General features: G+C 61.2%; 18 protein-coding genes. 15 read left to right on the forward strand and 3 right to left on the reverse strand.

What is annotated here, in order from left to right; genetic code table 11:
- Positions 1–49 precede the first annotated feature (49 nt).
- The 14 genes from WHX55_RS05395 to WHX55_RS05460 all read left to right on the forward strand — a co-directional run bounded on the left by WHX55_RS05395 (position 50) and on the right by WHX55_RS05460 (position 15,616).
- Entirely contained in the window at positions 50–1,672 is a 1,623-nt protein-coding gene (locus tag WHX55_RS05395; RefSeq protein ID WP_353742193.1) for a methyl-accepting chemotaxis protein, read from the forward strand.
- Complete coding sequence (locus WHX55_RS05400; protein ID WP_150728230.1) at positions 1,672–2,208, forward strand: chemotaxis protein CheW; 537 nt, start codon at positions 1,672–1,674, stop codon at positions 2,206–2,208. The genes WHX55_RS05395 and WHX55_RS05400 overlap by 1 nt, the downstream gene beginning before the upstream one ends.
- Positions 2,205–3,476: a CheR family methyltransferase gene (locus WHX55_RS05405; RefSeq protein ID WP_353742194.1), complete on the forward strand. Its 1,272-nt coding sequence runs from the start codon at positions 2,205–2,207 to the stop codon at positions 3,474–3,476. The genes WHX55_RS05400 and WHX55_RS05405 overlap by 4 nt, the downstream gene beginning before the upstream one ends.
- Positions 3,473–4,153 carry a chemotaxis protein CheW gene (locus WHX55_RS05410; RefSeq protein ID WP_353742195.1) on the forward strand — a complete coding sequence of 227 codons (681 nt, stop codon included), beginning with the start codon at positions 3,473–3,475 and terminating at the stop codon, positions 4,151–4,153. The genes WHX55_RS05405 and WHX55_RS05410 overlap by 4 nt, the downstream gene beginning before the upstream one ends.
- Complete coding sequence (locus tag WHX55_RS05415; RefSeq protein ID WP_151214907.1) at positions 4,150–6,429, forward strand: hybrid sensor histidine kinase/response regulator; 2,280 nt, start codon at positions 4,150–4,152, stop codon at positions 6,427–6,429. Before WHX55_RS05410 ends, WHX55_RS05415 begins: the two co-directional genes overlap by 4 nt.
- Entirely contained in the window at positions 6,426–7,436 is a 1,011-nt protein-coding gene (locus WHX55_RS05420) for a chemotaxis response regulator protein-glutamate methylesterase (protein ID WP_150728234.1), read from the forward strand. Before WHX55_RS05415 ends, WHX55_RS05420 begins: the two co-directional genes overlap by 4 nt.
- 48 nt (positions 7,437–7,484) lie before the next feature.
- Complete coding sequence (locus WHX55_RS05425) at positions 7,485–8,486, forward strand: PleD family two-component system response regulator (protein ID WP_150754230.1); 1,002 nt, start codon at positions 7,485–7,487, stop codon at positions 8,484–8,486.
- Between the two features lie 203 nt (positions 8,487–8,689).
- A protein-coding gene (prfB, locus tag WHX55_RS05430) for a peptide chain release factor 2 (RefSeq protein WP_353742196.1) occupies positions 8,690–9,785 on the forward strand; the annotation gives its coding sequence in 2 pieces (ribosomal slippage) (positions 8,690–8,761 and positions 8,763–9,785; 1,095 coding nt in all).
- A 95-nt stretch (positions 9,786–9,880) separates the two neighbouring features.
- The gene (lysS, locus tag WHX55_RS05435) at positions 9,881–11,383 is read left to right on the forward strand and encodes a lysine--tRNA ligase (RefSeq protein ID WP_150717887.1); all 1,503 of its coding nucleotides are present in this window, start codon (positions 9,881–9,883) and stop codon (positions 11,381–11,383) included.
- A gap of 98 nt (positions 11,384–11,481) precedes the next feature.
- The gene (locus WHX55_RS05440) at positions 11,482–12,198 is read left to right on the forward strand and encodes a TetR family transcriptional regulator (RefSeq protein ID WP_150728237.1); all 717 of its coding nucleotides are present in this window, start codon (positions 11,482–11,484) and stop codon (positions 12,196–12,198) included.
- Between the two features lie 163 nt (positions 12,199–12,361).
- Entirely contained in the window at positions 12,362–12,916 is a 555-nt protein-coding gene (locus WHX55_RS05445) for a hypothetical protein (RefSeq protein WP_353742197.1), read from the forward strand.
- 32 nt (positions 12,917–12,948) lie between these two features.
- The gene (locus WHX55_RS05450) at positions 12,949–14,226 is read left to right on the forward strand and encodes a flavohemoglobin expression-modulating QEGLA motif protein (RefSeq protein ID WP_150757285.1); all 1,278 of its coding nucleotides are present in this window, start codon (positions 12,949–12,951) and stop codon (positions 14,224–14,226) included.
- A 149-nt stretch (positions 14,227–14,375) separates the two neighbouring features.
- Positions 14,376–15,290 (forward strand): alpha/beta hydrolase, encoded by a 915-nt coding sequence (locus tag WHX55_RS05455; protein ID WP_353742198.1) that lies wholly within the window; start codon positions 14,376–14,378, stop codon positions 15,288–15,290.
- Positions 15,287–15,616 carry a hypothetical protein gene (locus tag WHX55_RS05460; RefSeq protein WP_046041078.1) on the forward strand — a complete coding sequence of 110 codons (330 nt, stop codon included), beginning with the start codon at positions 15,287–15,289 and terminating at the stop codon, positions 15,614–15,616. The genes WHX55_RS05455 and WHX55_RS05460 overlap by 4 nt, the downstream gene beginning before the upstream one ends.
- A gap of 139 nt (positions 15,617–15,755) precedes the next feature.
- On the opposite strand, the gene WHX55_RS05465 is transcribed toward WHX55_RS05460, so the two are convergent.
- The 3 genes from WHX55_RS05465 to WHX55_RS05475 form a co-directional block, all read right to left on the reverse strand.
- Positions 15,756–16,553: an OmpA family protein gene (locus WHX55_RS05465; RefSeq protein WP_150754223.1), complete on the reverse strand. Its 798-nt coding sequence runs from the start codon at positions 16,551–16,553 to the stop codon at positions 15,756–15,758.
- Between the two features lie 45 nt (positions 16,554–16,598).
- On the reverse strand, positions 16,599–17,012 hold the full coding sequence (locus WHX55_RS05470) for a DUF4398 domain-containing protein (RefSeq protein WP_150728242.1): 414 nt from the start codon (positions 17,010–17,012) through the stop codon (positions 16,599–16,601).
- 373 nt (positions 17,013–17,385) lie between these two features.
- A complete protein-coding gene (locus tag WHX55_RS05475; RefSeq protein WP_353742199.1) occupies positions 17,386–17,730 on the reverse strand; it encodes a pilin assembly protein in 345 nt (114 codons plus the stop codon).
- 202 nt (positions 17,731–17,932) lie between these two features.
- Between WHX55_RS05475 and ppc the strand changes: the two genes are divergently transcribed.
- Positions 17,933–20,563, forward strand: a complete 2,631-nt coding sequence (gene ppc / locus WHX55_RS05480) for a phosphoenolpyruvate carboxylase (protein ID WP_353742200.1) — start codon at positions 17,933–17,935, stop codon at positions 20,561–20,563.
- Positions 20,564–20,771 lie beyond the last annotated feature (208 nt).

The raw sequence follows: 20,771 nt of genomic DNA on the forward strand, positions 1-20,771 counted from the left end.
CGCCCTCAGCTATACTCCCCGCATTTCGAATCAGGCCCGAGGATTGACTGTGAAGAACTGGACGTTACGCCAACGCATTTTGGCGAGCTTTGCGGTAATTATCGCCATCATGTTGCTGATGGTCGTCGTGTCGTATTCCCGTTTACTGTCGATTGAGTCCAGTGAGAACGTTGTGCGCTCGGACAGTGTTCCCGGGATTCACTACAGCTCCCTGATTCGCGGTGCCTGGGTCGATGATTACGTGCTGACCCAGCAACTGATCGGGCTGGGGGGCGGTCGAGGCATGACCCAGGCTGACAAGGATATGTACCAGGGTATTGAGGCACGGCTGGAACGCGCGATGGCCAGCTACCACGGTACCATCTTCCAGAAAGATGATCTGGCAAGGTTCGAGGAGTTTGAAAAGCTGCACGATCAATATGACAAGCTGCTCGAAGAGGTACTCGATGCCTACCAGCAAAAGGACTTCGAACAGGCCCGTCGCATCCTCGCCGAACAGATGACCCCGGCATGGGCTGCCGGCCGCAAACAGCTGGATGAACTCATTGAGTTCAACAGGGAGGCGGCTGAGGCGGCCACTGACTCGATCATTTCATCGGTAGCGATGGCGAAGCTGATCATGGTCATTTCGTTGCTGGTCGCAGTCATTAGTGCCGGGTTGTGTGGTCTTTTGTTGATGCGCGCGATCATGGCGCCGATGAACCGCATCGTGAGAATCCTCGAAATCATGCGCACTGGCGACCTCAGCAGCCGCCTGAATCTGGAGCGCAAGGACGAATTCGGCGCGGTAGAGACCGGTTTCAACGACATGATGACCGAGCTCACTTCTCTGGTGTCCCAGGCCCAGCGGTCGTCGGTGCAGGTGACTACGTCGGTGACCGAGATCGCCGCGACATCCAAGCAGCAACAAGCCACCGCCACCGAAACTGCCGCCACCACCACGGAAATCGGCGCGACCTCCCGTGAGATCGCCGCCACTTCCCGGGATCTGGTGCGCACCATGACCGAGGTCTCCACCGCCGCCGATCAGGCTTCAGTGGCCGCCGGCTCCGGACAACAGGGCCTGGCGCGCATGGAGGAAACCATGCACTCGGTGATGGGCGCGGCCGATCTGGTCAACGCCAAGCTGGCGATCCTCAACGAGAAGGCCGGCAACATCAATCAGGTGGTGGTGACCATCGTCAAGGTTGCCGACCAGACCAACCTGTTGTCGCTCAACGCCGCCATCGAGGCCGAAAAGGCCGGTGAGTACGGACGCGGTTTTGCCGTGGTCGCCACCGAAGTGCGGCGTCTGGCGGACCAGACGGCGGTGGCCACCTACGACATCGAGCAGATGGTGCGCGAGATCCAGTCGGCGGTATCGGCCGGGGTGATGGGCATGGACAAGTTCTCTGAAGAAGTGCGCCGCGGCATGTCCGAGGTGCAGCAAATCGGCGAGCAGTTGTCGCAGATCATCCATCAGGTTCAGGCGTTGGCGCCGCGGGTGTTGATGGTCAACGAAGGCATGCAGGCCCAGGCCACCGGTGCCGAGCAGATCAACCATGCGCTGGTGCAGTTGGGCGATGCCAGCAGCCAGACGGTCGAGTCTTTACGCCAGGCCAGTTTCGCCATCGATGAGCTGAGCCAGGTGGCCGTCGGGCTGCGCAGCGGCGTTTCGCGATTCAAAGTCTGATGAGCGAAATCACGGCCAAACGCTCTGTCGTGACGCAGGCGCTACATGCATTGTTTCTGGTGTTTCGCATCGGCAACGAGCGCTATGCCTTGAAGGCTATCGAAGTGGCTGAAGTGTTGCCGCGCCTGCCCTTGAAGCCCATTGCCCATGCCCCCGCCTGGGTCGCCGGGGTGTTCGCCTATCGGGGCACCGTGGTGCCGGTGATCGACTTGAGCGCACTGACCTTTGGTACGCCTGCACAGGCCCGTACCAGCACGCGACTGGTGCTGGTCAACTATCACCCGGATGAATCCGCCGAGTCGCAGCTGCTCGGGCTGATTCTGGAACAGGCGACTGACACCTTGCGCTGCGATCCGGCGGATTTTCAGCCCTACGGCCTGGACAATCGCCAGACGCCTTACCTCGGGCCGGTGCGCAAGGACGAGCAGGGTTTACTGCAATGGGTACGCGTCGGCGATCTGCTGGACGATCAGGTGCGCGCATTGTTGTTCCCCTCGCCGCCAATGGATCCGGCGCTGCTGCAGGAGCGGCCATGAACAGCGACCAGCGTTTTTTCGACTTCCTCAAGGAAACCATCGGACTCGACGTGACCTCGGTAGGGCCGGCGATCATCGAGCGAGCGGTGCGCCAGCGCTGCATCGCTGCGCAAGTACCCTCGGCCGATGAATATTGGCGAACCTTGCAGGGCTCGCGGGACGAGCAGCAGGCGTTGATCGAAGCGGTGATCGTTCCGGAAACCTGGTTCTTCCGCTATCCGGAGTCCTTCGTCACCCTGGCGAAACTGGCGAGCAAGCGTCTGTCCGAGATCAACAGCCTGCGCGCACTACGGATTCTCAGCCTGCCATGCTCCACTGGCGAAGAACCGTACTCGATCGCCATGGCGTTGCTCGATGCCGGGCTCAAACCACACCAGTTCAAGGTCGACGGCCTGGACGTCAGCCCGTTGTCAGTGGAAAAAGCCCGGGGGGCGTTGTACGGCAAGAATTCCTTTCGGGGTGACGACATTACGTTTCGCGACCGTCATTTCATTGCTGAAGGCGAGAGCTATCGCCTCGATCAGCGCGTGCTTGAGCAAGTGCGCCTGCAGGTCGGCAACTTGCTGGATCCGGCTTTGCTGGCCGGTGAGCCGCCCTTCGATTTCGTGTTTTGTCGCAACCTGCTGATCTATTTCGACCAGCCGACCCAGAAGCAAGTCTTCGAAGTGCTCAAGTGCCTGACCCACGTTGACGGCGTGCTGTTTATCGGGCCGGCCGAAGGCAGTCTGCTGGGGCGTTTGGGGATGCGCTCGATCGGTATCGCACAGTCCTTCGCGTTCAGCCGGCAAGGGATGCCGGACCCTGAACCCTTGCCGGCATTCGTTCCAGCGCCATTGCCAGTGCCGCAACCGCTGCGCAATCCACCGCCTGCGCCAGTGCGCAGCCGTCCGTTTGCCCGGGTTGCGCCGCTGCAGGCTGCGCCTGCAATCTCAGGTACCGACACTGCCGCGCTGCTGGCCAATATCGCCGTGCTGGCCGATGAAGGCAAAAGCGCCGATGCACGAGCGGCGTGTGAAAGTTACTTGTGCAGCCATGAGCCGGTGGCTCAAGTCTTTTATTGGTTGGGACTGCTCAGCGATGTGGCCGGCAATACCCTTGAAGCCCAGGGTTTTTACCGCAAGGCGTTGTACCTCGAACCGCAGCATCCTGAGGCGTTGATGCACCTGGCCGGGTTGCTGCAGGCCCAGGGCGACGCGATGGGAGCCAGACGATTGCAGGAACGTGCCGCCCGCAGCGCACGCGCCGCCGACAGTGAGCGTAAACGATGATCGCCGCCGACACCTTTAGCGTCACCCGGGATGCCCAGGCCATCGACGATTGCTGGAACCGCATCGGTATCCACGGCGACAAGTCCTGCCCGCTGCTCAGCGAACATATTCATTGCCGCAATTGTACGGTGTATTCCGCGGCCGCCACACGCTTGCTCGATCGCTATGCATTGCAGCAGGAAGATCGCGGGCCAGCGTCCGTCGCGGTCGAGAGCGAGGTGAAAACCCGCTCGCTGTTGATGTTCCGTTTGGGGGAGGAGTGGCTGGGGCTCGCGACCCGTAGTCTGGTAGAGGTAGCGCCGCTGCAAGCGATTCACTCTTTGCCGCATCAACGCTCCCGGGCCTTGCTCGGTGTGGCGAATGTGCGCGGTGCGTTGGTCGCCTGCCTGTCGCTGGTGGAGCTGCTCGGCCTCGACGGCACCAGCAACGTGGCACCCGGCGCGCGGGTCATGCCACGCATGTTGATCATCGCCGCCGATGGCGGGCCGGTGGTGGTGCCGGTGGACGAGGTCGACGGGATTCATGCCATCGATGAGCGCATCCTCGATGCCGCGTCGCGCTCGGGTGCTCAGGTCAGCGCCAAATACACCCGTGGCGTGTTGCAATTCAAAGGTCGCAGCCTGCGTTGGCTGGATGAAGAACAGCTGCTGTCCGCCGTGTCCCGGAGCCTCACATGACCCCCGAGCAAATGCGCGACGCCTCTTTGCTGGAGCTGTTCAGCCTGGAGGCCGAAGCCCAGACCCAGGTCTTGAGCGCCGGCCTGCTGGCGCTTGAGCGCGATCCGACCCAGGCCGATCAACTTGAATCGTGCATGCGTGCGGCGCACTCGCTCAAGGGGGCGGCGCGGATCGTTGGCGTCGATGCCGGGGTCAGCGTTGCCCATGTGATGGAAGATTGCCTGGTCAGTGCCCAGGAAGGCCGCCTGTTGCTGCGCCCCGAGCACATCGATGCGTTGCTGCAAGGCACTGATTTGCTGATGCGCATCGCCACGCCGAACAGCACGCCGGGGGCCGCGGACATCGACGCCTATGTGGTATTGATGGCGGGGTTGCTAGACCCGGCGGCGTTCCTGATTGCGGCTGCTGCACCGGTGATGGCCGAGCTACAACTCGAGGCACCCGTGCCCAAGGTCGAGCCGCCGGTGCCTGCCATCGAACCGCCACCGGCACCAGCCCCGAGCAAGACCAAACGCACCACCGAAAACGGCGAACGTGTGCTGCGTGTCACCGCCGAGCGGCTGAACAGCCTGCTCGATCTGTCGAGCAAATCCCTGGTGGAAACCCTGCGGCTCAAACCGCACCTTGCGACCATGCAGCGACTCAAACGCATGCAGAGCAACAGCCTGCGCGCACTGGAGAATCTCAATGTGCATCTCAAGGATCACGCCTTGAGCCTGGAAGCTCAGGAGACCCTTGAGGATGCGCGGCGATTGCTCGCGCAATCCCAGCAACTGCTCATGGAAAAGAACGCCGAACTCGATGAGTTCGCCTGGCATGCCAGCCAGCGGGCACAGGTGTTGTACGACACGGCGCTGGCCTGTCGCATGCGGCCGTTTGCCGATGTGCTGACCGGGCAGGTGCGGATGGTCCGGGATCTGGGGCGCGATCTGGGCAAACAGGTGCGGCTGGAAATTGAAGGCGAAAAAACCCAGGTCGATCGCGACGTACTGGAAAAGCTCGAAGCACCGCTGACTCACCTGTTACGCAATGCGGTCGACCACGGCATCGAAACCCCGGAACAACGCCTGCTGGCCGGCAAGCCGGCTGAAGGTTTGATTCGCCTGCGCGCTTCTCATCAGGCCGGTTTGCTGGTGCTCGAATTGAGCGATGACGGCAACGGCGTGGATCTGGAAAAGCTCCGCCGAAGCATCGTTGAACGAAGTTTGTCGCCCGCGCAAACCGCTGCTCAGTTGAGTGAAGAGGAGTTGCTGACGTTCCTGTTCCTGCCCGGTTTCAGTCTGCGCGACACGGTCACCGAGGTGTCCGGTCGCGGCGTCGGCCTGGATGCAGTGCAGCACATGGTCCGGCAGTTGCGCGGCGCGGTGGTGCTGGAGCAGGCGGCAGGCGAGGGCAGTCGTTTCCACCTTGAGGTACCGCTGACCCTGTCGGTGGTGCGCAGCCTCGTGGTGGACGTCGGCGACGAAGCCTATGCCTTCCCGTTGGCCCATATCGAGCGCATGTGCGACCTGGAGCCGGCGGATATCGTGCAGGTCGAAGGCCGCCAGCATTTCTGGCACGAAGGCCGGCATGTCGGCCTGGTGGCAGCCAGTCAGTTGCTGCAACGTCCGGCCAGCCAGAACAGCGGGCAAACCCTGAAAGTCGTGGTGATTCGCGAGCGCGATGCCATCTACGGGGTGGCGGTGGAACGGTTTATAGGTGAGCGGACATTGGTGGTGCTGCCGCTGGATGAGCGTCTGGGCAAGGTGCAGGACATTTCCGCCGGGGCCCTGCTCGACGACGGCTCGGTGGTGCTGATCGTCGATGTCGAAGACATGCTGCGTTCAGTGGAGAAGCTGCTCAACACAGGTCGCCTGGAGCGCATTGCCCGTCACAGCAATCAGGTGGTCGAGGCGGCCCGCAAACGCATTCTGGTGGTGGATGATTCTCTGACCGTGCGAGAGTTGCAGCGCAAGCTGTTGCTCAATCGCGGCTACGACGTGGCGGTTGCGGTGGACGGCATGGACGGCTGGAACGCGCTGCGTTCGGAGGATTTCGACCTGCTGATCACCGACATTGATATGCCGCGCATGGATGGCATCGAACTGGTCACGCTGCTGCGTCGGGATAATCGCCTGCAATCGCTGCCGGTGATGGTGGTGTCCTACAAGGATCGTGAAGAGGACCGGCGCCGTGGACTGGATGCCGGGGCCGACTATTATCTAGCCAAGGCCAGTTTCCATGACGACGCCTTGCTCGATGCAGTGGTCGAGCTCATCGGAGGAGCACGAGCATGAGGATCGCAATCGTCAATGACATGCCCATGGCGGTGGAGGCCCTGCGCCGCGCCTTGGCATTCGAGCCGGCCCACGAGGTGGTCTGGGTCGCCGGCAATGGTGCCGAGGCGGTGCGCCAGTGCGCGCTGGACACGCCGGACCTGATTCTGATGGACCTGATCATGCCGGTGATGGACGGCGTCGAGGCCACGCGGCGGATCATGGCCGAGACCCCCTGTGCCATCGTCATCGTCACCGTGGATCGCCAGCAGAACGTGCACCGGGTGTTCGAGGCCATGGGTCACGGTGCGCTGGACGTGGTCGACACCCCGGCCCTCGGCGCCGGCAATGCCCAGGAAGCGGCCGCGCCGTTGTTGCGCAAGATCCTGAATATCGTCTGGCTGATCGGCGACAAGGGCAACCGCCCGCGCCCGGCGCCGGTACCGTTGCGCAGTTCGGGCTCTCGTCAGAGCCTGATCGCCATTGGCTCATCCGCCGGTGGGCCCGCAGCGCTGGAAGTCTTGCTCAAGGGACTGCCGCGTGATTTCTCTCCGGCCATCGTGCTGGTGCAGCACGTTGACCAGGTGTTTGCCGCCGGCATGGCCGAGTGGCTCGGCAGCGCCAGCGGCCTCGACGTGCGGCTGGCCCAGGAAGGCGAACCGCCGCAAAGCGGCGCGGTGTTGCTGGCCGGCACCAATCATCATATTCGCTTGCTGAAAAACGGCACGCTGGCCTACACCGCCGAACCGGTCAACGAGATCTACCGGCCCTCCATCGATGTGTTCTTCGAGAGCGTGGCCAGTTACTGGAGCGGTGACGCCGTGGGGGTTTTGCTCACCGGCATGGGACGTGATGGCGCCCAGGGGCTTAAACTCATGCGCGAACAGGGCTACCTGACCATCGCACAAGACCAAAGCAGCAGTGCGGTGTACGGCATGCCGAAGGCGGCCGCGGCCATCAATGCTGCCGTGGAGATTCGCCCGCTGGACAAGATAGCACCACGATTGCTGGAGATTTTCGCCAAATGAGCACCTTTTCCCTCATTCCTGGCTCAGGTAGTACTCAGGTGACCGCACATGACTGAATTACAGCTCGACGACTTCAAGACCGACGAAAACGCCGCCATGGTGTTGCTGGTGGACGATCAGGCCATGATCGGCGAAGCCGTGCGCCGCGGCCTGTCGAACGAAGAGAATATCGATTTCCACTTCTGCGCCGACCCGCACCAGGCCATCGCCCACGCGGTGCGCATCAAGCCGACGGTGATCCTGCAGGATCTGGTGATGCCCGGTCTTGATGGCCTGAGCCTGGTGCGTGAATACCGCAATCACCCGGCGACCAAGGACATTCCGATCATTGTCCTGTCGACCAAGGAAGACCCGCTGATCAAGAGCGCGGCCTTTGCGGCCGGGGCCAACGATTATCTGGTCAAGCTGCCGGACAACATCGAACTGGTCGCGCGCATCCGCTATCACTCGCGCTCCTACATGACCCTGCTGCAACGGGACGCAGCGTACCGTGCGTTGCGGGTCAGCCAGCAGCAACTGCTCGACACCAACCTGGTGCTGCAACGCCTGATGAACTCCGATGGCCTGACGGGGTTGTCGAACCGCCGGCACTTCGATGAATACATGGAGCTGGAGTGGCGCCGTTCGCTGCGTGAGCAGAACCAGTTGTCGTTGTTGATGATCGACGTGGATTACTTCAAGACCTACAACGACACCTTCGGCCACCTTGAAGGTGATGAAGCCCTGCGCAAGGTCGCCGCGGCGATCAAGGATGCCAGCGCCCGGCCCTCGGACCTGCCGGCCCGCTACGGCGGCGAAGAGTTTGCCCTGGTACTGCCCAATACCTCCCAGGGCGGCGCGCGGCTGGTGGCGGAAAAGCTGCGCATGACCGTGGAAGCCCTGAAGGTCCCGCACATTTCACCGAGCGAAGGGTCGAGCCTGACCATCAGTATCGGCCTGTCGACCATGACGCCGACAGCGGGCAGCAATTGCCGCGAATTGATCTCGGCGGCGGACAAGGGGCTGTATTCGGCGAAGAACAATGGGCGTAATCAGGTGGGGATCGGGTAAGCGCATCGAAACCTGTAGGAGCGAGCTCGCTCGCGATGGTCGTGAACGATAACGCGTAGAGCCAGATGCCCAGCGGTGCTTTTGGCTTTTTCGCGAGCAAGCTCGCTCCTACAGTCCCTTTTCAGCCAAGCGGACTGCCGTTTCAAGCCGTTTCCCGGTATACTCGCCGGCTTTCAAAAGTTCGCCAACGAGTGCTGCCCGTCATGGAAATCAACCCGATCCTGAACACCATCAAGGACCTGTCCGAGCGCTCCGAAACTATTCGGGGGTATCTTTGACTACGATCAAAAGCATGAGCGTCTGACCGAAGTCAATCGCGAGCTTGAAGATCCGAGTGTCTGGAACAAACCTGAATACGCCCAGGAACTGGGCCGCGAGCGCGCTGCGCTGGCGCAGATCGTCGATACCCTGGACGAATTGAACGCCGGTCTGGCCGATTGCCGCGACCTGCTGGACATGGCCGTCGAAGAAAACGACGAAGGCGCAGTGAGCGATGTCGTCGCCGAGCTGGCCCGTCTCGAGGAAAATCTGGCGAAGCTGGAATTCCGACGCATGTTCAGCCATGAAATGGACCCGAACAACGCCTATCTGGACATCCAGGCCGGTTCCGGCGGCACCGAAGCCCAGGACTGGGCCAACATCCTGTTGCGCATGTACCTGCGCTGGGCCGACAAACGCGGTTTCGACGCGACCATCATGGAGCTGTCTGCCGGTGAAGTCGCCGGGATCAAGGGCGCCACCGTGCACATCAAGGGCGAATACGCGTTTGGCTGGTTGCGGACCGAGATCGGCGTGCACCGTCTGGTGCGCAAGAGCCCGTTCGACTCCGGCAACCGTCGCCACACCTCGTTCTCTGCAGTGTTCGTCTCGCCAGAGATCGATGACAAGGTGGAAATCGAAATCAACCCGGCAGACTTGCGGATCGACACCTATCGCTCCTCCGGTGCCGGTGGTCAGCACGTAAACACCACCGACTCGGCCGTACGTATCACCCACGTACCGACCAACACCGTGGTCAGTTGCCAGAACGAACGGTCCCAGCACGCCAACAAAGACACCGCCATGAAAATGCTGCGGGCCAGGTTGTACGAGCAGGAAATACAGAAGCGCAACGCGGCGTCCCAGGCGCTGGAAGACACCAAGTCCGATATCGGCTGGGGTCATCAGATCCGTTCGTACGTGCTCGATGCCTCGCGGATCAAGGATCTGCGCACCAACATCGAACGCAGCGACTGCGACAAGGTACTCGACGGCGATATCGACGAATACCTGGAAGCGAGCCTGAAGTCCGGGCTGTAAGTTACTGACACACCGCGATCCCCTGTAGGAGCCGGCTTGCCGGCGATCCCCGGCCGCAGGCCGGGGAAAACGAACCAGATGGAATATTTAAAGACATGAGCGACCTAGAACTCGACCCGCAAGCCCTGCAACAGGAAGAAAACTCCCTGATCGCCCTGCGCAAGGAAAAGCTTGCTGCCGAGCGCGCCAAGGGCAATGCCTTCCCGAACGACTTCCGCCGCGAAAACTACTGCGAACAACTGCAGAAACAGTACGCGGACAAGACCAAGGAAGAGCTGGCAGAGGCTGCGATCCCGGTCAAGGTTGCCGGTCGCATCATGCTCAACCGTGGTTCGTTCATGGTGATCCAGGACATGACCGGGCGCATCCAGGTCTACGTCAACCGCAAGACCCTGTCCGAAGAAACCCTGGCTGCGGTGAAAACCTGGGACATGGGCGACATCATTGCCGCCGAAGGCACCCTGGCCCGTTCCGGCAAGGGCGACCTGTACGTTGAAATGACCAACGTGCGCCTGCTGACCAAATCCCTGCGCCCGCTGCCGGACAAGCACCACGGCCTGACCGACACCGAACAGCGCTACCGCCAGCGCTACGTCGACCTGATCGTCAACGAAGACGTGCGCCAGACTTTCCGCGTGCGTTCGCAAGTCATCGCCCACATCCGCAGCTTCCTGATGCAGCGTGATTTCCTGGAAGTGGAAACGCCGATGCTGCAGACCATCCCGGGCGGCGCGGCAGCCAAGCCGTTCGAAACCCACCACAATGCGCTGGACATGGGCATGTTCCTGCGTATCGCGCCGGAGCTGTACCTCAAGCGCCTTGTTGTTGGCGGGTTCGAGAAAGTGTTCGAGATCAACCGCAACTTCCGTAACGAAGGCGTTTCGACTCGTCACAACCCTGAATTCACCATGTTGGAGTTCTACCAGGCCTACGCCGACTACGAAGACAACATGGACCTGACCGAAGAACTGTTCCGCGAGCTGGCGCAGCTGGTTCTGGGCAGCACCGACGTGCCGTACGGCGACAAGGTGTTCCACTTCGGCGAGCCGTTCGTGCGTCTGTCGGTGTTCGACTCGATCCTCAAGTACAACCCTGAACTGACCGCCGATGACCTGAACGACATCGACAAGGCTCGCGCCATCGCCAAGAAGGCCGGCGCCAAGGTGCTGGGCTTCGAAGGTCTGGGCAAACTGCAGGTGATGATTTTCGAAGAGCTGGTCGAGCACAAGCTGGAACAGCCGCACTTCATTACCCAGTACCCGTTCGAAGTGTCGCCGCTGGCCCGTCGCAACGACGACAACCCGAACGTCACCGACCGTTTCGAGCTGTTCATCGGTGGTCGTGAAATCGCCAACGCCTACTCCGAGTTGAACGACGCGGAAGACCAGGCCGAGCGCTTCATGGCCCAGGTGGCCGACAAGGACGCCGGCGACGACGAAGCCATGCACTACGACGCCGACTTCGTTCGTGCGCTGGAGTACGGCATGCCGCCAACGGCGGGTGAAGGCATCGGTATCGACCGTCTGGTGATGCTGCTGACCAACTCTCCGTCGATCCGCGACGTGATCCTGTTCCCGCACATGCGGCCGCAAGCGTAAGTGTTTCAAATAAAAAGCCGCCTTTGAGGCGGCTTTTTATTGCCTGTCTGGTACAAACGTATCAACTTGTTACTTTCATCTGAGAGGAAATACCTGTCGTGATTCGTGCAATAGCTCAAGAAGGTGCAGCGGGTGTCGCCACTGCGGTCGCTGAAAGTGTTCAGTACCAGGGCCGCAAGGCCAGCCGACAGGGCAGCGAACAGCGACGACAGGAAATCCTGGACGCCGCGATGCGCATTGTCGTGCGTGACGGTGTACGGGCCGTACGGCACCGTGCGGTGGCCGCCGAGGCGCAAGTGCCGTTGTCGGCGACCACTTACTATTTCAAGGATATCGATGACCTGCTCACCGATACCTTCGCCCAATACGTGGAACGCAGTGCGGCGTACATGGGCAAGCTTTGGGTGAACAACGAGGGCCTGCTGCGCGACATGATCGACAGGGGCGATGGCAGCCCGCAGGCGCGCTCGAAACTGGCGGACGACATTGCACGGCTGATGACCGATTACGTTCACCGGCAACTGGTCAATCGTCGCGAACATTTGATGGCCGAGCAGGCGTTCCGTCAGGAGGCATTGCTCAACCCGCGCCTGGCCGAACTGGTGCGCTCGCATCAGCAAATCCTGTTGCAGGGCTCTTGCCAGCTGTTCCAGGTGTTGGGCTCGCGCGAGCCGCATCAGGATGCCAAGGTGTTGACGGCGATTATCGGCCGGATGGAATATCAGGGCCTGCTCAACGTAGACGAGCCTGCCGCCGAAGAGGAAATGCTCGGCATCCTGACGCGCTACATGCACCTGGTGCTGGCGTCAGTGTAGGCCCTCCTGACTGGAGGCTACCCCTGTGGGAGCGAGCCTGCTCGCGAATACGGTCTGACATTCAACATCTCTGTTGCCTGACACTCCGCTTTCGCGAGCAGGCTCGCTCCCACAGAAGGGCGGTGTTCATCCGAGGGCGGTGTATGTTCATAGGGAGTATTGAATGAAAGCCTGGCGTGTCGTTGTGATCGCCTTGTCGTTCCTGCTGCTCAGTGGCTGTCTGGTGACCTTCAAGGAGCCGCTGCCCACGAGCGAGCCCGCGCCCAAAGGGTTGCTCGGCAGGTGGACCAGCACCAGCGCCTGGGGCGAGCCCGTCAATCTGGAGTTGACCCGCATCGGCGACAATCGCTACCAGGCCGTCAGCTACTTCAAGGCCAATCCCAAGGAGCGTGAAGCCTACCCCTTCACCGTGTCGCGTCATGGCAACCGTTGGTACCTGTCAGCGAAGGTGCCGGCGCAGTTCGGCGGGCATTTCATCATCGGCGGCTTCGAGCTGACCGACCAGCGTGAACTGGTGCTGTACAACCTCGACCTCGAACAGATCAACCAGGCGCTGAAGCAAAACGCCCTGAGCGGCGAAGCGTTTCAGACTGACGACGGCGATGGCGTATTGATCGACAGCCACGTGGATCAAGTCGCTGCCTACCTCGACGACCCGGCCAATTCCGATGTGTTCGTCGAAGCCGTACGCTACCAGCGTCAGGCCAAAGCCAAATAAGCAGCACAAACAGGTTTCTACAGGAGTTTCGCGTGGACGATTACCAACAGTCGATACGCATTTTGTCCGATCGCATCGTGTTGGCGCAGACGCCGATCCGCGTCCTCGATGCGGTCAAATGGGACGACAACATTCGTAAGGGTTTCCTCAAGGCCAAGGGCAAGGAAATGCCGGCGGTGGACCGCAACTACTACCTCAACCGGCCGCTGGCGTTCGACTCCAGCAAAGTGAAGCTGGAGTTCCAGAACATCGAGCGCGACATCACCCGCCAGCTCGGCCAGTTCAACCCGGTCGGCCAGATCATGCGCCGCATGTGCAAGGAATACCGCATGGTGGTGCGCATGCTCGAAGCGCGCGGCACCGAGGATTTCGGCCTGATTTCCCAGGAGTTGTACGGCGCCGCGTCCGACGCGTTCCACGCAGGTGACCCGACACTGTCCGACCTGGGCATGATGTTGTCCGAATACCTGAATAACATCGATGGCCGTGGCGACCTCAAGGATGAGCCGAAGACCCTGACTGCCAAGGATGCGGTCGACATGCTCCAGCATCGCTTGAACAAGGTTTTTGGCGAAGCCGAGGAAACCATCCGGGTGTTCGAGTCCGACGGCATCGTCGCCGATGCGGCGGCCGGCGCCGACTACATCAAGATCCGCTCCGACGCGATGTTCAACGACCGCGACGTGCGGGCGCTGGAAGTTCATGAAGGGCTGGTGCATGTCGGCACCACCCTCAACGGCCTGAACCAGCCGATCTGCACCTTCCTCTCCAAGGGGCCGCCCTCGTCGACGGTGACCCAGGAAGGCCTGGCGATCCTGATGGAAATCATCACCTTCGCCTCTTACCCGAGCCGCCTGCGCAAACTGACCAACCGCACCCGCGCCATCCACATGGTGGAGGAGGGTGCCGACTTCCTGCAGGTGTTCGAGTTCTTCCGTGAGCAAGGCTTTGAAATGCCAGAGAGCTACAGCAACGCCAGTCGCGTTTTCCGCGGCTCGGTGCCGACAGGTCTGCCATTTACCAAAGACTTGTCCTACCTCAAGGGCTTCATCATGATTTACAACTACATTCAACTGGCCGTGCGTAAAGGCAAGCTGGAGCAGATACCGCTGTTGTTCTGCGGCAAGACCACCCTGGAAGACATGCGTACCTTGCGCCAGTTGGTGGACGAAGGCCTGGTGGTGCCGCCCAAGTACCTGCCCGAACAGTTCCGCGACATGAACGCGCTGTCGGCGTGGATGTGCTTCTCCAACTTCCTCAACCACCTGAGTCTGGACCGGATAGAGGCGGATTACTCCAACATCCTCTGAGGTTCACACGGACCCAATGTGGGAGCGAGCTTGCTCGCGATGGCGGCGTAACATTCAACCTGGATGTTGACTGAACTACCGCTATCGCGAGCAAGCTCGCTCCCACAGGAGATTGTGTTCCAATCCATGTTTTCGCGAGGTTTCAACGGATGAGAATCCTCGGCATCCTCTGCCTTTTCCTGGCCTTGAACGGTTGCAGTTCACTGCTGTTCTACCCCGAACCCGGCCAGTTGTTCACCCCGGAAAAAGCCGGGCTCGAATACCGCACCGTCACCTTGAATACCGCCGATGGCCTCAAGCTGAACGCCTGGTGGCTGCCGGCGAAGAAGGGTGTCGAGGTCAAAGGCACGGTGCTGCACCTGCACGGCAACGGCGGAAACCTGCCCATGCACCTCGGCGGGAGCTTTTGGTTGCCGAAAAATGGTTACCAGGTGTTGCTTGTGGACTATCGCGGTTATGGCCTTTCCGAAGGCGAACCCAGCCTGCCGGCGATCTATCAGGACATCGACGCGGCCTTCAAATGGCTCGACCAGGCGCCGGAGGTCAAAGGCAAGCCGCTGATCCTGCTCGGCCAGAGCCTCGGTGGCTCGATGGCCGTGCATTACCTGGTCCGGCACCCGGAACGGCAGAAACAACTGAAGGCTATTGTCCTCGACGGTGTGCCCGCCAGTTACCGAAGCATCGGTCAGTTTGCCTTGAGTACATCATGGTTGACCTGGCCGGTGCAGGTTCCGTTGTCGTGGCTGGTACCGGACGGCGACAGTGCGATCAACTCCATGGCGCAACTCAAGGACGTGCCGAAACTGATCTACCACAGCATCGACGATCCGATCGTGCCTCTTTCCAACGGCATCCGACTGTATCAAGCTGCGCCGCCGCCACGGGTGCTGCAACTGACCCGTGGCGGTCACGTGCAGACGTTCGCCGACCCGGTCTGGCGCAAAGTCATGCTGCGTTATCTCGATGACCCGCAACATTTCAACGGCCTGCGCCGCCTGGGTGAGATTCCCAATTACCCGGCACCCCCGAATTCAGAAAATGAACCACCAGAGAACCCGCAATGAGTGAAGAACGCAACGCCATCCCGCTGATCATCACCGGTATCTGCAGCATCCTCGGCACCGTCGGTGCCCTGTGGTGGTACGGCTACCTGCACTTCGCCAAGCCTGAGGATGCGTTGCTGCTCAACGAATTCACCATGCTCAAGACCGTGCCGGGTGAAGACTACAAAGTCTCCCTGGAACCGGCCGCCCAAGTGGCGCAGTGCATCGATGGCGTGCTGGTGCTGTTCGACATGGAGCAGAAAGGCCTGACCGGCGTGCTGGTCGACAGCAAGAAAAAAGCCGTGCGCTGCATGGGGCAGGAGACGCCGCAGAAGCTGGAGCAGTAATCCGATTCTCACAGGCAACACAGAACCAATGTGGGAGCCAGCCTGCTGGCGATAGCGATTGTGCATTCAACATTGATGTTGACTGATACACCGCTATCGCCAGCAGGCTGGCTCCCACAGGTTTTTGTGTGATGTCGACTTATTGAGTGTATGAACTCACCGCCGAACGCGGCATCACCGGCTGACTGTCATTGGAAATGGTCACCTCCACCCGACGGTTCATCGCCCGGCCCGAGGTACTGCTGTTATCCGCCACCGGATACTCCTTGCCGTAACCCTGGGCGACGATACGCGCCGGATCAACGCCCATCTTCACCAGTGCCGCACGCACGGAGCCTGCGCGACGTTCCGACAGCGACTGGTTGTGCGACGCCGTACCGGTGCTGTCGGTATAGCCCTCGACAATCACTTTGCGCTCGGGGTTTTCCTGGAGGTACTGCGCCAGTTTGTTGATGTCCGCCAGGCCGTTGGGTTTCAGTTCGGCCTTGTCGGTGGCGAACAGCACATCACCGAAGGTCACCAGCGTCCCGCGATCGGTCTGCCTGGCGTTGAGGCTGTCCTTCAACTGTTTTATCTGCTGGTCCCGGGCGTCGAGGCGCGCCTGAGCCCGTTGCGCCGAGGCATCTTTCAGACTGGCCTCGGCGGTGCGCAGGGCAATGGTCTGCTTGGCCACTTCGACACGCTGGTTGGTCAGATAGGCAAGCTGGTCAACCTTGGCCGTGTCCTCCTTGTCCCTGTAGGCCTTATCGGCCAAATCCAGATAGTCGCTGGCCTCCTTGGTTTCCAGCGCAGCGACTTTACTGGCCTGCGGATCGGCTTGCAGGCCGGTGTAGTTGCTGCGGGCCTGTACGAGGTTGGCGTTCGGTGGAGTGGAACAGGCTGCCAAGGCTACGGTGACAGCCAGCAGGGCAGGGATCATCAGTTGTTTACGTTTCATGATTTCGTCCTTTTAGTCGAGTGGGAATGCGTGGCGCCGCGCCGCTTACTGAACGGTGCGCTGGCTTTCCTGGCGCATTTCCTGGACGCCTTTCTGAGCGTCCTTCACTGATTGTTCGGCCTTCATCGCCTGGGCTTTGCGCTCGGCCACGCGAGCGTCCCATTCGGCCTGTTCGGCGAGCATCCGGGCCTGGTCGTATTTCTTGTCGTGCATGGCGATTTCGGCTTGCTTGAGCTTGTCCTGGGCCGACTTCATTTCCACGGCGGCAAACTCGGTGCCGCCGGCGCTCACGGCGTCGTTGACGGCCGATTGGGTGACAGCGTACTGCTCGGTCGGCGGGTTACCGGCGCAGCCGGCCAGGACCAGGCAGCTGCCCAGGGCCAGCGCCGCCAGTTTCAGGCTTTGTGAACAGGTAAATGAGGGGGTTCCGGTTCGGGTTTTCATGGTCTTCAACTCCATTGGGCCAGTTCCTGAAAAACGTCGAAGTCCACCCTGGGCAAGGCGCTGAAACCATCAATTGCGGGTTTTTTTGAAACGCTCGTCCCAGGCGTGGTTACTTGGGTTGACCCGAGGCTTTTTTTGAAAGTTCAGAGAATTTAGTCAGCTATTGAAAAAGCCGTGATCGAATGGACAGGGCTCTAAGACGGGGATTTACAGGACGCGAAGCGCTATGCCGGGCCTTTTACAGGTCCGGAGAAGCGCAATTTTCGAAGTGAAATACAGGCCAATGTGGGAGCGGGCTTGCTCGCGAAAACGGTGTATCAGTCAACGTAGATATCGAATGTTAAACCCCTTTCGCGAGCAAGCCCGCTCCCACAGGTTCTGCGGAAAGTCAGTGTTTCTGTTTGTCGTCAGGCATCGACAAATCATGCAAATGCCGACGGGACAGCGCCAGAAAGCGCGGGGTCGGCCCGATGTCTTCGTACAGCGGATCGCCTTCTTCATCGGTGGCGACCACGGTCGTGCCTTTGACGTACGGGAAGCTTCTTTCCAGCTCTTCCAGTGCGGCGCCGAGCAGATCGCCGAGCAGTTCTTCGGGATGCCGCTTGGGGTACATCTCGACGAGCGCGGCCAGGCGTGCGGCAGACTCCACGTCCAGATGAATCGAGTAGCCGGTGTCGGTCAGGCGACCCTTGGCGTTTTCTTCCCAGTGGTGGGCAAGCTCGCGGATTTTCATATTGACCTCATTGCGCTCCCGCTCGTGGCAGGCAGAGTGAGTGTCCGGCATTGGCCGGCGACAAGCGTTGTACGGCTTACCGTTCAGACTAGCCTCAACAGGCAAGGTTTACAGTCCCTTCGTCGTCTTGCTTGTAAGAACCGGTCTGGGGCGGCACTCTCTAGGTTCTTAGCCGCCCGGATTTTTTGCTGGAGACCTGCTGATGACCGATATTGATGCACGCTTGCGCGAGGACGTTCACCTGTTGGGTGAGCTGTTGGGCAACACCATTCGTGAGCAATATGGCGACGGTTTTCTCGACAAGATCGAGCAGATCCGCAAGGGCGCCAAGGCTGACCGGCGCGGCTCCATGGACGCCGAACTCAGCGCCAGCCTCAACCAGCTGAGCGAAGACGAGTTGCTGCCGGTGGCGCGGGCGTTCAACCAGTTTCTCAACCTGGCCAACATCGCCGAACAGTATCAGTTGATTCACCGCCGCGAGGAATCCCAGGCGCCGCCGTTCGAAGCCCGGGTGTTGCCGGAGTTGCTCGCGCGCCTATGCGCCGAGGGGCATGGCGCCGACGCGCTGGCCCGGCAACTGGGCCGGCTGGAGATCGAGCTGGTATTGACCGCGCACCCCACCGAAGTTGCACGCCGCACGCTGATCCAGAAGTACGACGCCATCGCCGCGCAACTGGCGGCTCAGGATCACCGTGACCTGACCAGTACCGAGCGCGAGCAGATCAAGACCACCTTGCAACGCCTGATCGCCGAAGCCTGGCACACCGAGGAAATCCGCCGCACGCGTCCGACACCGGTGGACGAAGCCAAGTGGGGTTTCGCGGTGATCGAGCATTCGCTGTGGCAGGCCATTCCCAATTATCTGCGCAAGGCCGATCAGGCCCTGCACGCTGCCACCGGCCTGCGCCTGCCACTGGAGGCGGCACCGATTCGCTTTGCCTCGTGGATGGGCGGCGACCGCGACGGCAACCCGAACGTGACGGCGGCGGTTACCCGAGAGGTTTTACTGTTGGCGCGCTGGATGGCGGCCGATTTGTACCTGCGCGATGTCGATCGCCTGGCCGCTGAGCTGTCGATGCAGCAGGCCAGCGATGAGTTGAAGGCCAAGGCAGGAGACAGCGCCGAACCTTACCGGGCAGTGCTCAAACAGCTGCGCGAACGCCTGCGGGCAACGCGTAACTGGGCACATGCCGCCTTGTCGACGCCAGCGTCGGCACCCGCCGATGTGCTGCAAGACAACCGCGAACTGCTCGATCCACTGGAGCTTTGCTATCGCTCCTTGCACGAGTGCGGCATGGGCGTGATCGCCGACGGGCCGTTGCTTGATTGCCTGCGTCGGGCAGTGACATTCGGTCTGTTCCTGGTTCGTCTGGATGTACGCCAGGACTCGTCGCGTCACACCGCGGCGATGACCGAAATCACCGACTACCTCGGCCTGGGTCGCTACGAGGACTGGAGCGAGGAAGAGCGCATCGCCTTCCTGATGCGCGAATTGAGCAATCGTCGACCCTTGTTGCCGACGTACTTCAAACCCTCCGCCGACACCGCCGAGGTGCTGGCGACCTGCTGGGAAATCGCCGCTGCGCCGTCGGCATCCCTCGGTTCCTATGTGATTTCCATGGCCGGTGCGGCTTCCGATGTACTCGCCGTGCAGTTGCTGCTCAAAGAGTCCGGCGTGTTGCGGCCGATGCGCGTGGTGCCGCTGTTCGAAACCCTGGCCGACCTCGACAACGCGGGTCCGGTGATCGAGAAGCTGCTGCTGTTGCCGGGCTATCGCGCGCGCCTGCAAGGGCCGCAGGAAGTGATGATCGGCTACTCCGACTCGGCCAAGGACGCCGGCACCACCGCGGCGGCCTGGGCGCAGTACCGGGCGCAAGAGCGATTGGTGGATATCTGCCGTTCGCACGACGTCGAACTGCTGTTGTTCCACGGTCGCGGCGGCACTGTCGGGCGAGGCGGCGGCCCGGCCCACGCGGCGATCCTGTCGCAGCCACCGGGTTCGGTGGCGGGGCGTTTTCGTACTACCGAACAGGGCGAAATGATTCGATTCAAGTTTGGCCTGCCGGACATCGCCGAACAAAACCTCAATCTGTACCTGGCCGCCGTGCTGGAGGCGACCTTGCTGCCTCCACCGCCACCTACGCCCGAGTGGCGCCATTTGATGGACGAGTTGGCCGCAGACGGTGTCAGCGCCTACCGTGCCGTGGTGCGGGAAAACCCGCAGTTCGTGGAGTATTTCCGCCAGTCGACACCGGAGCAGGAACTCGGTCGCTTGCCGCTGGGCAGTCGTCCGGCCAAGCGCCGGGCCGGGGGGATCGAAAGCCTGCGGGCGATTCCGTGGATCTTCGGCTGGACCCAGACGCGCCTGATGCTGCCGGCCTGGCTGGGTTGGGAAGCGGCCCTGAGCAAGGCACTGGAGCGTGGCGAAGGTGAACTGCTGGGGCAAATGCGTGAGCAGTGGCCGTTCTTCCGCACCCGCATCGACATGCTGGAAATGGTCCTGGCCAAGGCCGATGCCGACATTGCACAGTCCTACGATGAGCGTCTGGTGGAGCCGAATCTGTTGCCATTGGGTGCGCACTTACGCGACCTATTGTCGCAGGCGTGCACCATCGTTCTCGGCCTGACCGGGCAGTCGCAGCTGCTGGCACATAGCCCAGCGACCCTTGAGTTCATCCGCTTGCGCAACACCTACCTCGACCCGCTTCATCTATTGCAGGCAGAGTTGCTGGCCCGTTCAAGAGTGCAGGACGTGGCGCAGGGCAGCCCGGTAGAACAGGCCTTGCTGGTGTCTGTGGCGGGGATTGCCGCCGGTTTGCGTAACACCGGCTAAGGTTTTTGCCCTGGGGTCAGGCATCCGGCAGGTGAGCCGGATGCCGCCGTTTGACGGGTGGAAAAGTGCTGTCAGGCGACAGTTAATGATGGGGTTGCGACTTGGGAAACTGTGCGCAATGGTCGCAAGAGGCAGCGGTTTCTCCGACTTTTGGCGTCTTGTGTGGGCGCAGCCTGCTGTGTATCTTGAGCAGCCTTTGACCGTTTGG

The sequence above is a fragment of the Pseudomonas fluorescens genome (genome assembly GCF_040448305.1).
GTDB lineage: Bacteria > Pseudomonadota > Gammaproteobacteria > Pseudomonadales > Pseudomonadaceae > Aquipseudomonas > Aquipseudomonas fluorescens_BH.

Bases quoted from the DNA above. Each gene is read 5' to 3' on its own strand.
- WHX55_RS05400 (WP_150728230.1), top strand. From the start codon at position 1,672: ATGAGCGAAATCACGGCCAAACGCTCTGTCGTGACGCAGGCGCTACAT.
- WHX55_RS05405 (WP_353742194.1), top strand. From the start codon at position 2,205: ATGAACAGCGACCAGCGTTTTTTCGACTTCCTCAAGGAAACCATCGGA.
- WHX55_RS05410 (WP_353742195.1), top strand. From the start codon at position 3,473: ATGATCGCCGCCGACACCTTTAGCGTCACCCGGGATGCCCAGGCCATC.
- WHX55_RS05415 (WP_151214907.1), top strand. From the start codon at position 4,150: ATGACCCCCGAGCAAATGCGCGACGCCTCTTTGCTGGAGCTGTTCAGC.
- WHX55_RS05420 (WP_150728234.1), top strand. From the start codon at position 6,426: ATGAGGATCGCAATCGTCAATGACATGCCCATGGCGGTGGAGGCCCTG.
- WHX55_RS05425 (WP_150754230.1), top strand. From the start codon at position 7,485: ATGACTGAATTACAGCTCGACGACTTCAAGACCGACGAAAACGCCGCC.
- lysS (WP_150717887.1), top strand. From the start codon at position 9,881: ATGAGCGACCTAGAACTCGACCCGCAAGCCCTGCAACAGGAAGAAAAC.
- WHX55_RS05445 (WP_353742197.1), top strand. From the start codon at position 12,362: ATGAAAGCCTGGCGTGTCGTTGTGATCGCCTTGTCGTTCCTGCTGCTC.
- WHX55_RS05455 (WP_353742198.1), top strand. From the start codon at position 14,376: ATGAGAATCCTCGGCATCCTCTGCCTTTTCCTGGCCTTGAACGGTTGC.
- WHX55_RS05460 (WP_046041078.1), top strand. From the start codon at position 15,287: ATGAGTGAAGAACGCAACGCCATCCCGCTGATCATCACCGGTATCTGC.
- WHX55_RS05465 (WP_150754223.1), bottom strand. From the start codon at position 16,553: ATGAAACGTAAACAACTGATGATCCCTGCCCTGCTGGCTGTCACCGTA.
- WHX55_RS05470 (WP_150728242.1), bottom strand. From the start codon at position 17,012: ATGGAGTTGAAGACCATGAAAACCCGAACCGGAACCCCCTCATTTACC.
- WHX55_RS05475 (WP_353742199.1), bottom strand. From the start codon at position 17,730: ATGAAAATCCGCGAGCTTGCCCACCACTGGGAAGAAAACGCCAAGGGT.
- ppc (WP_353742200.1), top strand. From the start codon at position 17,933: ATGACCGATATTGATGCACGCTTGCGCGAGGACGTTCACCTGTTGGGT.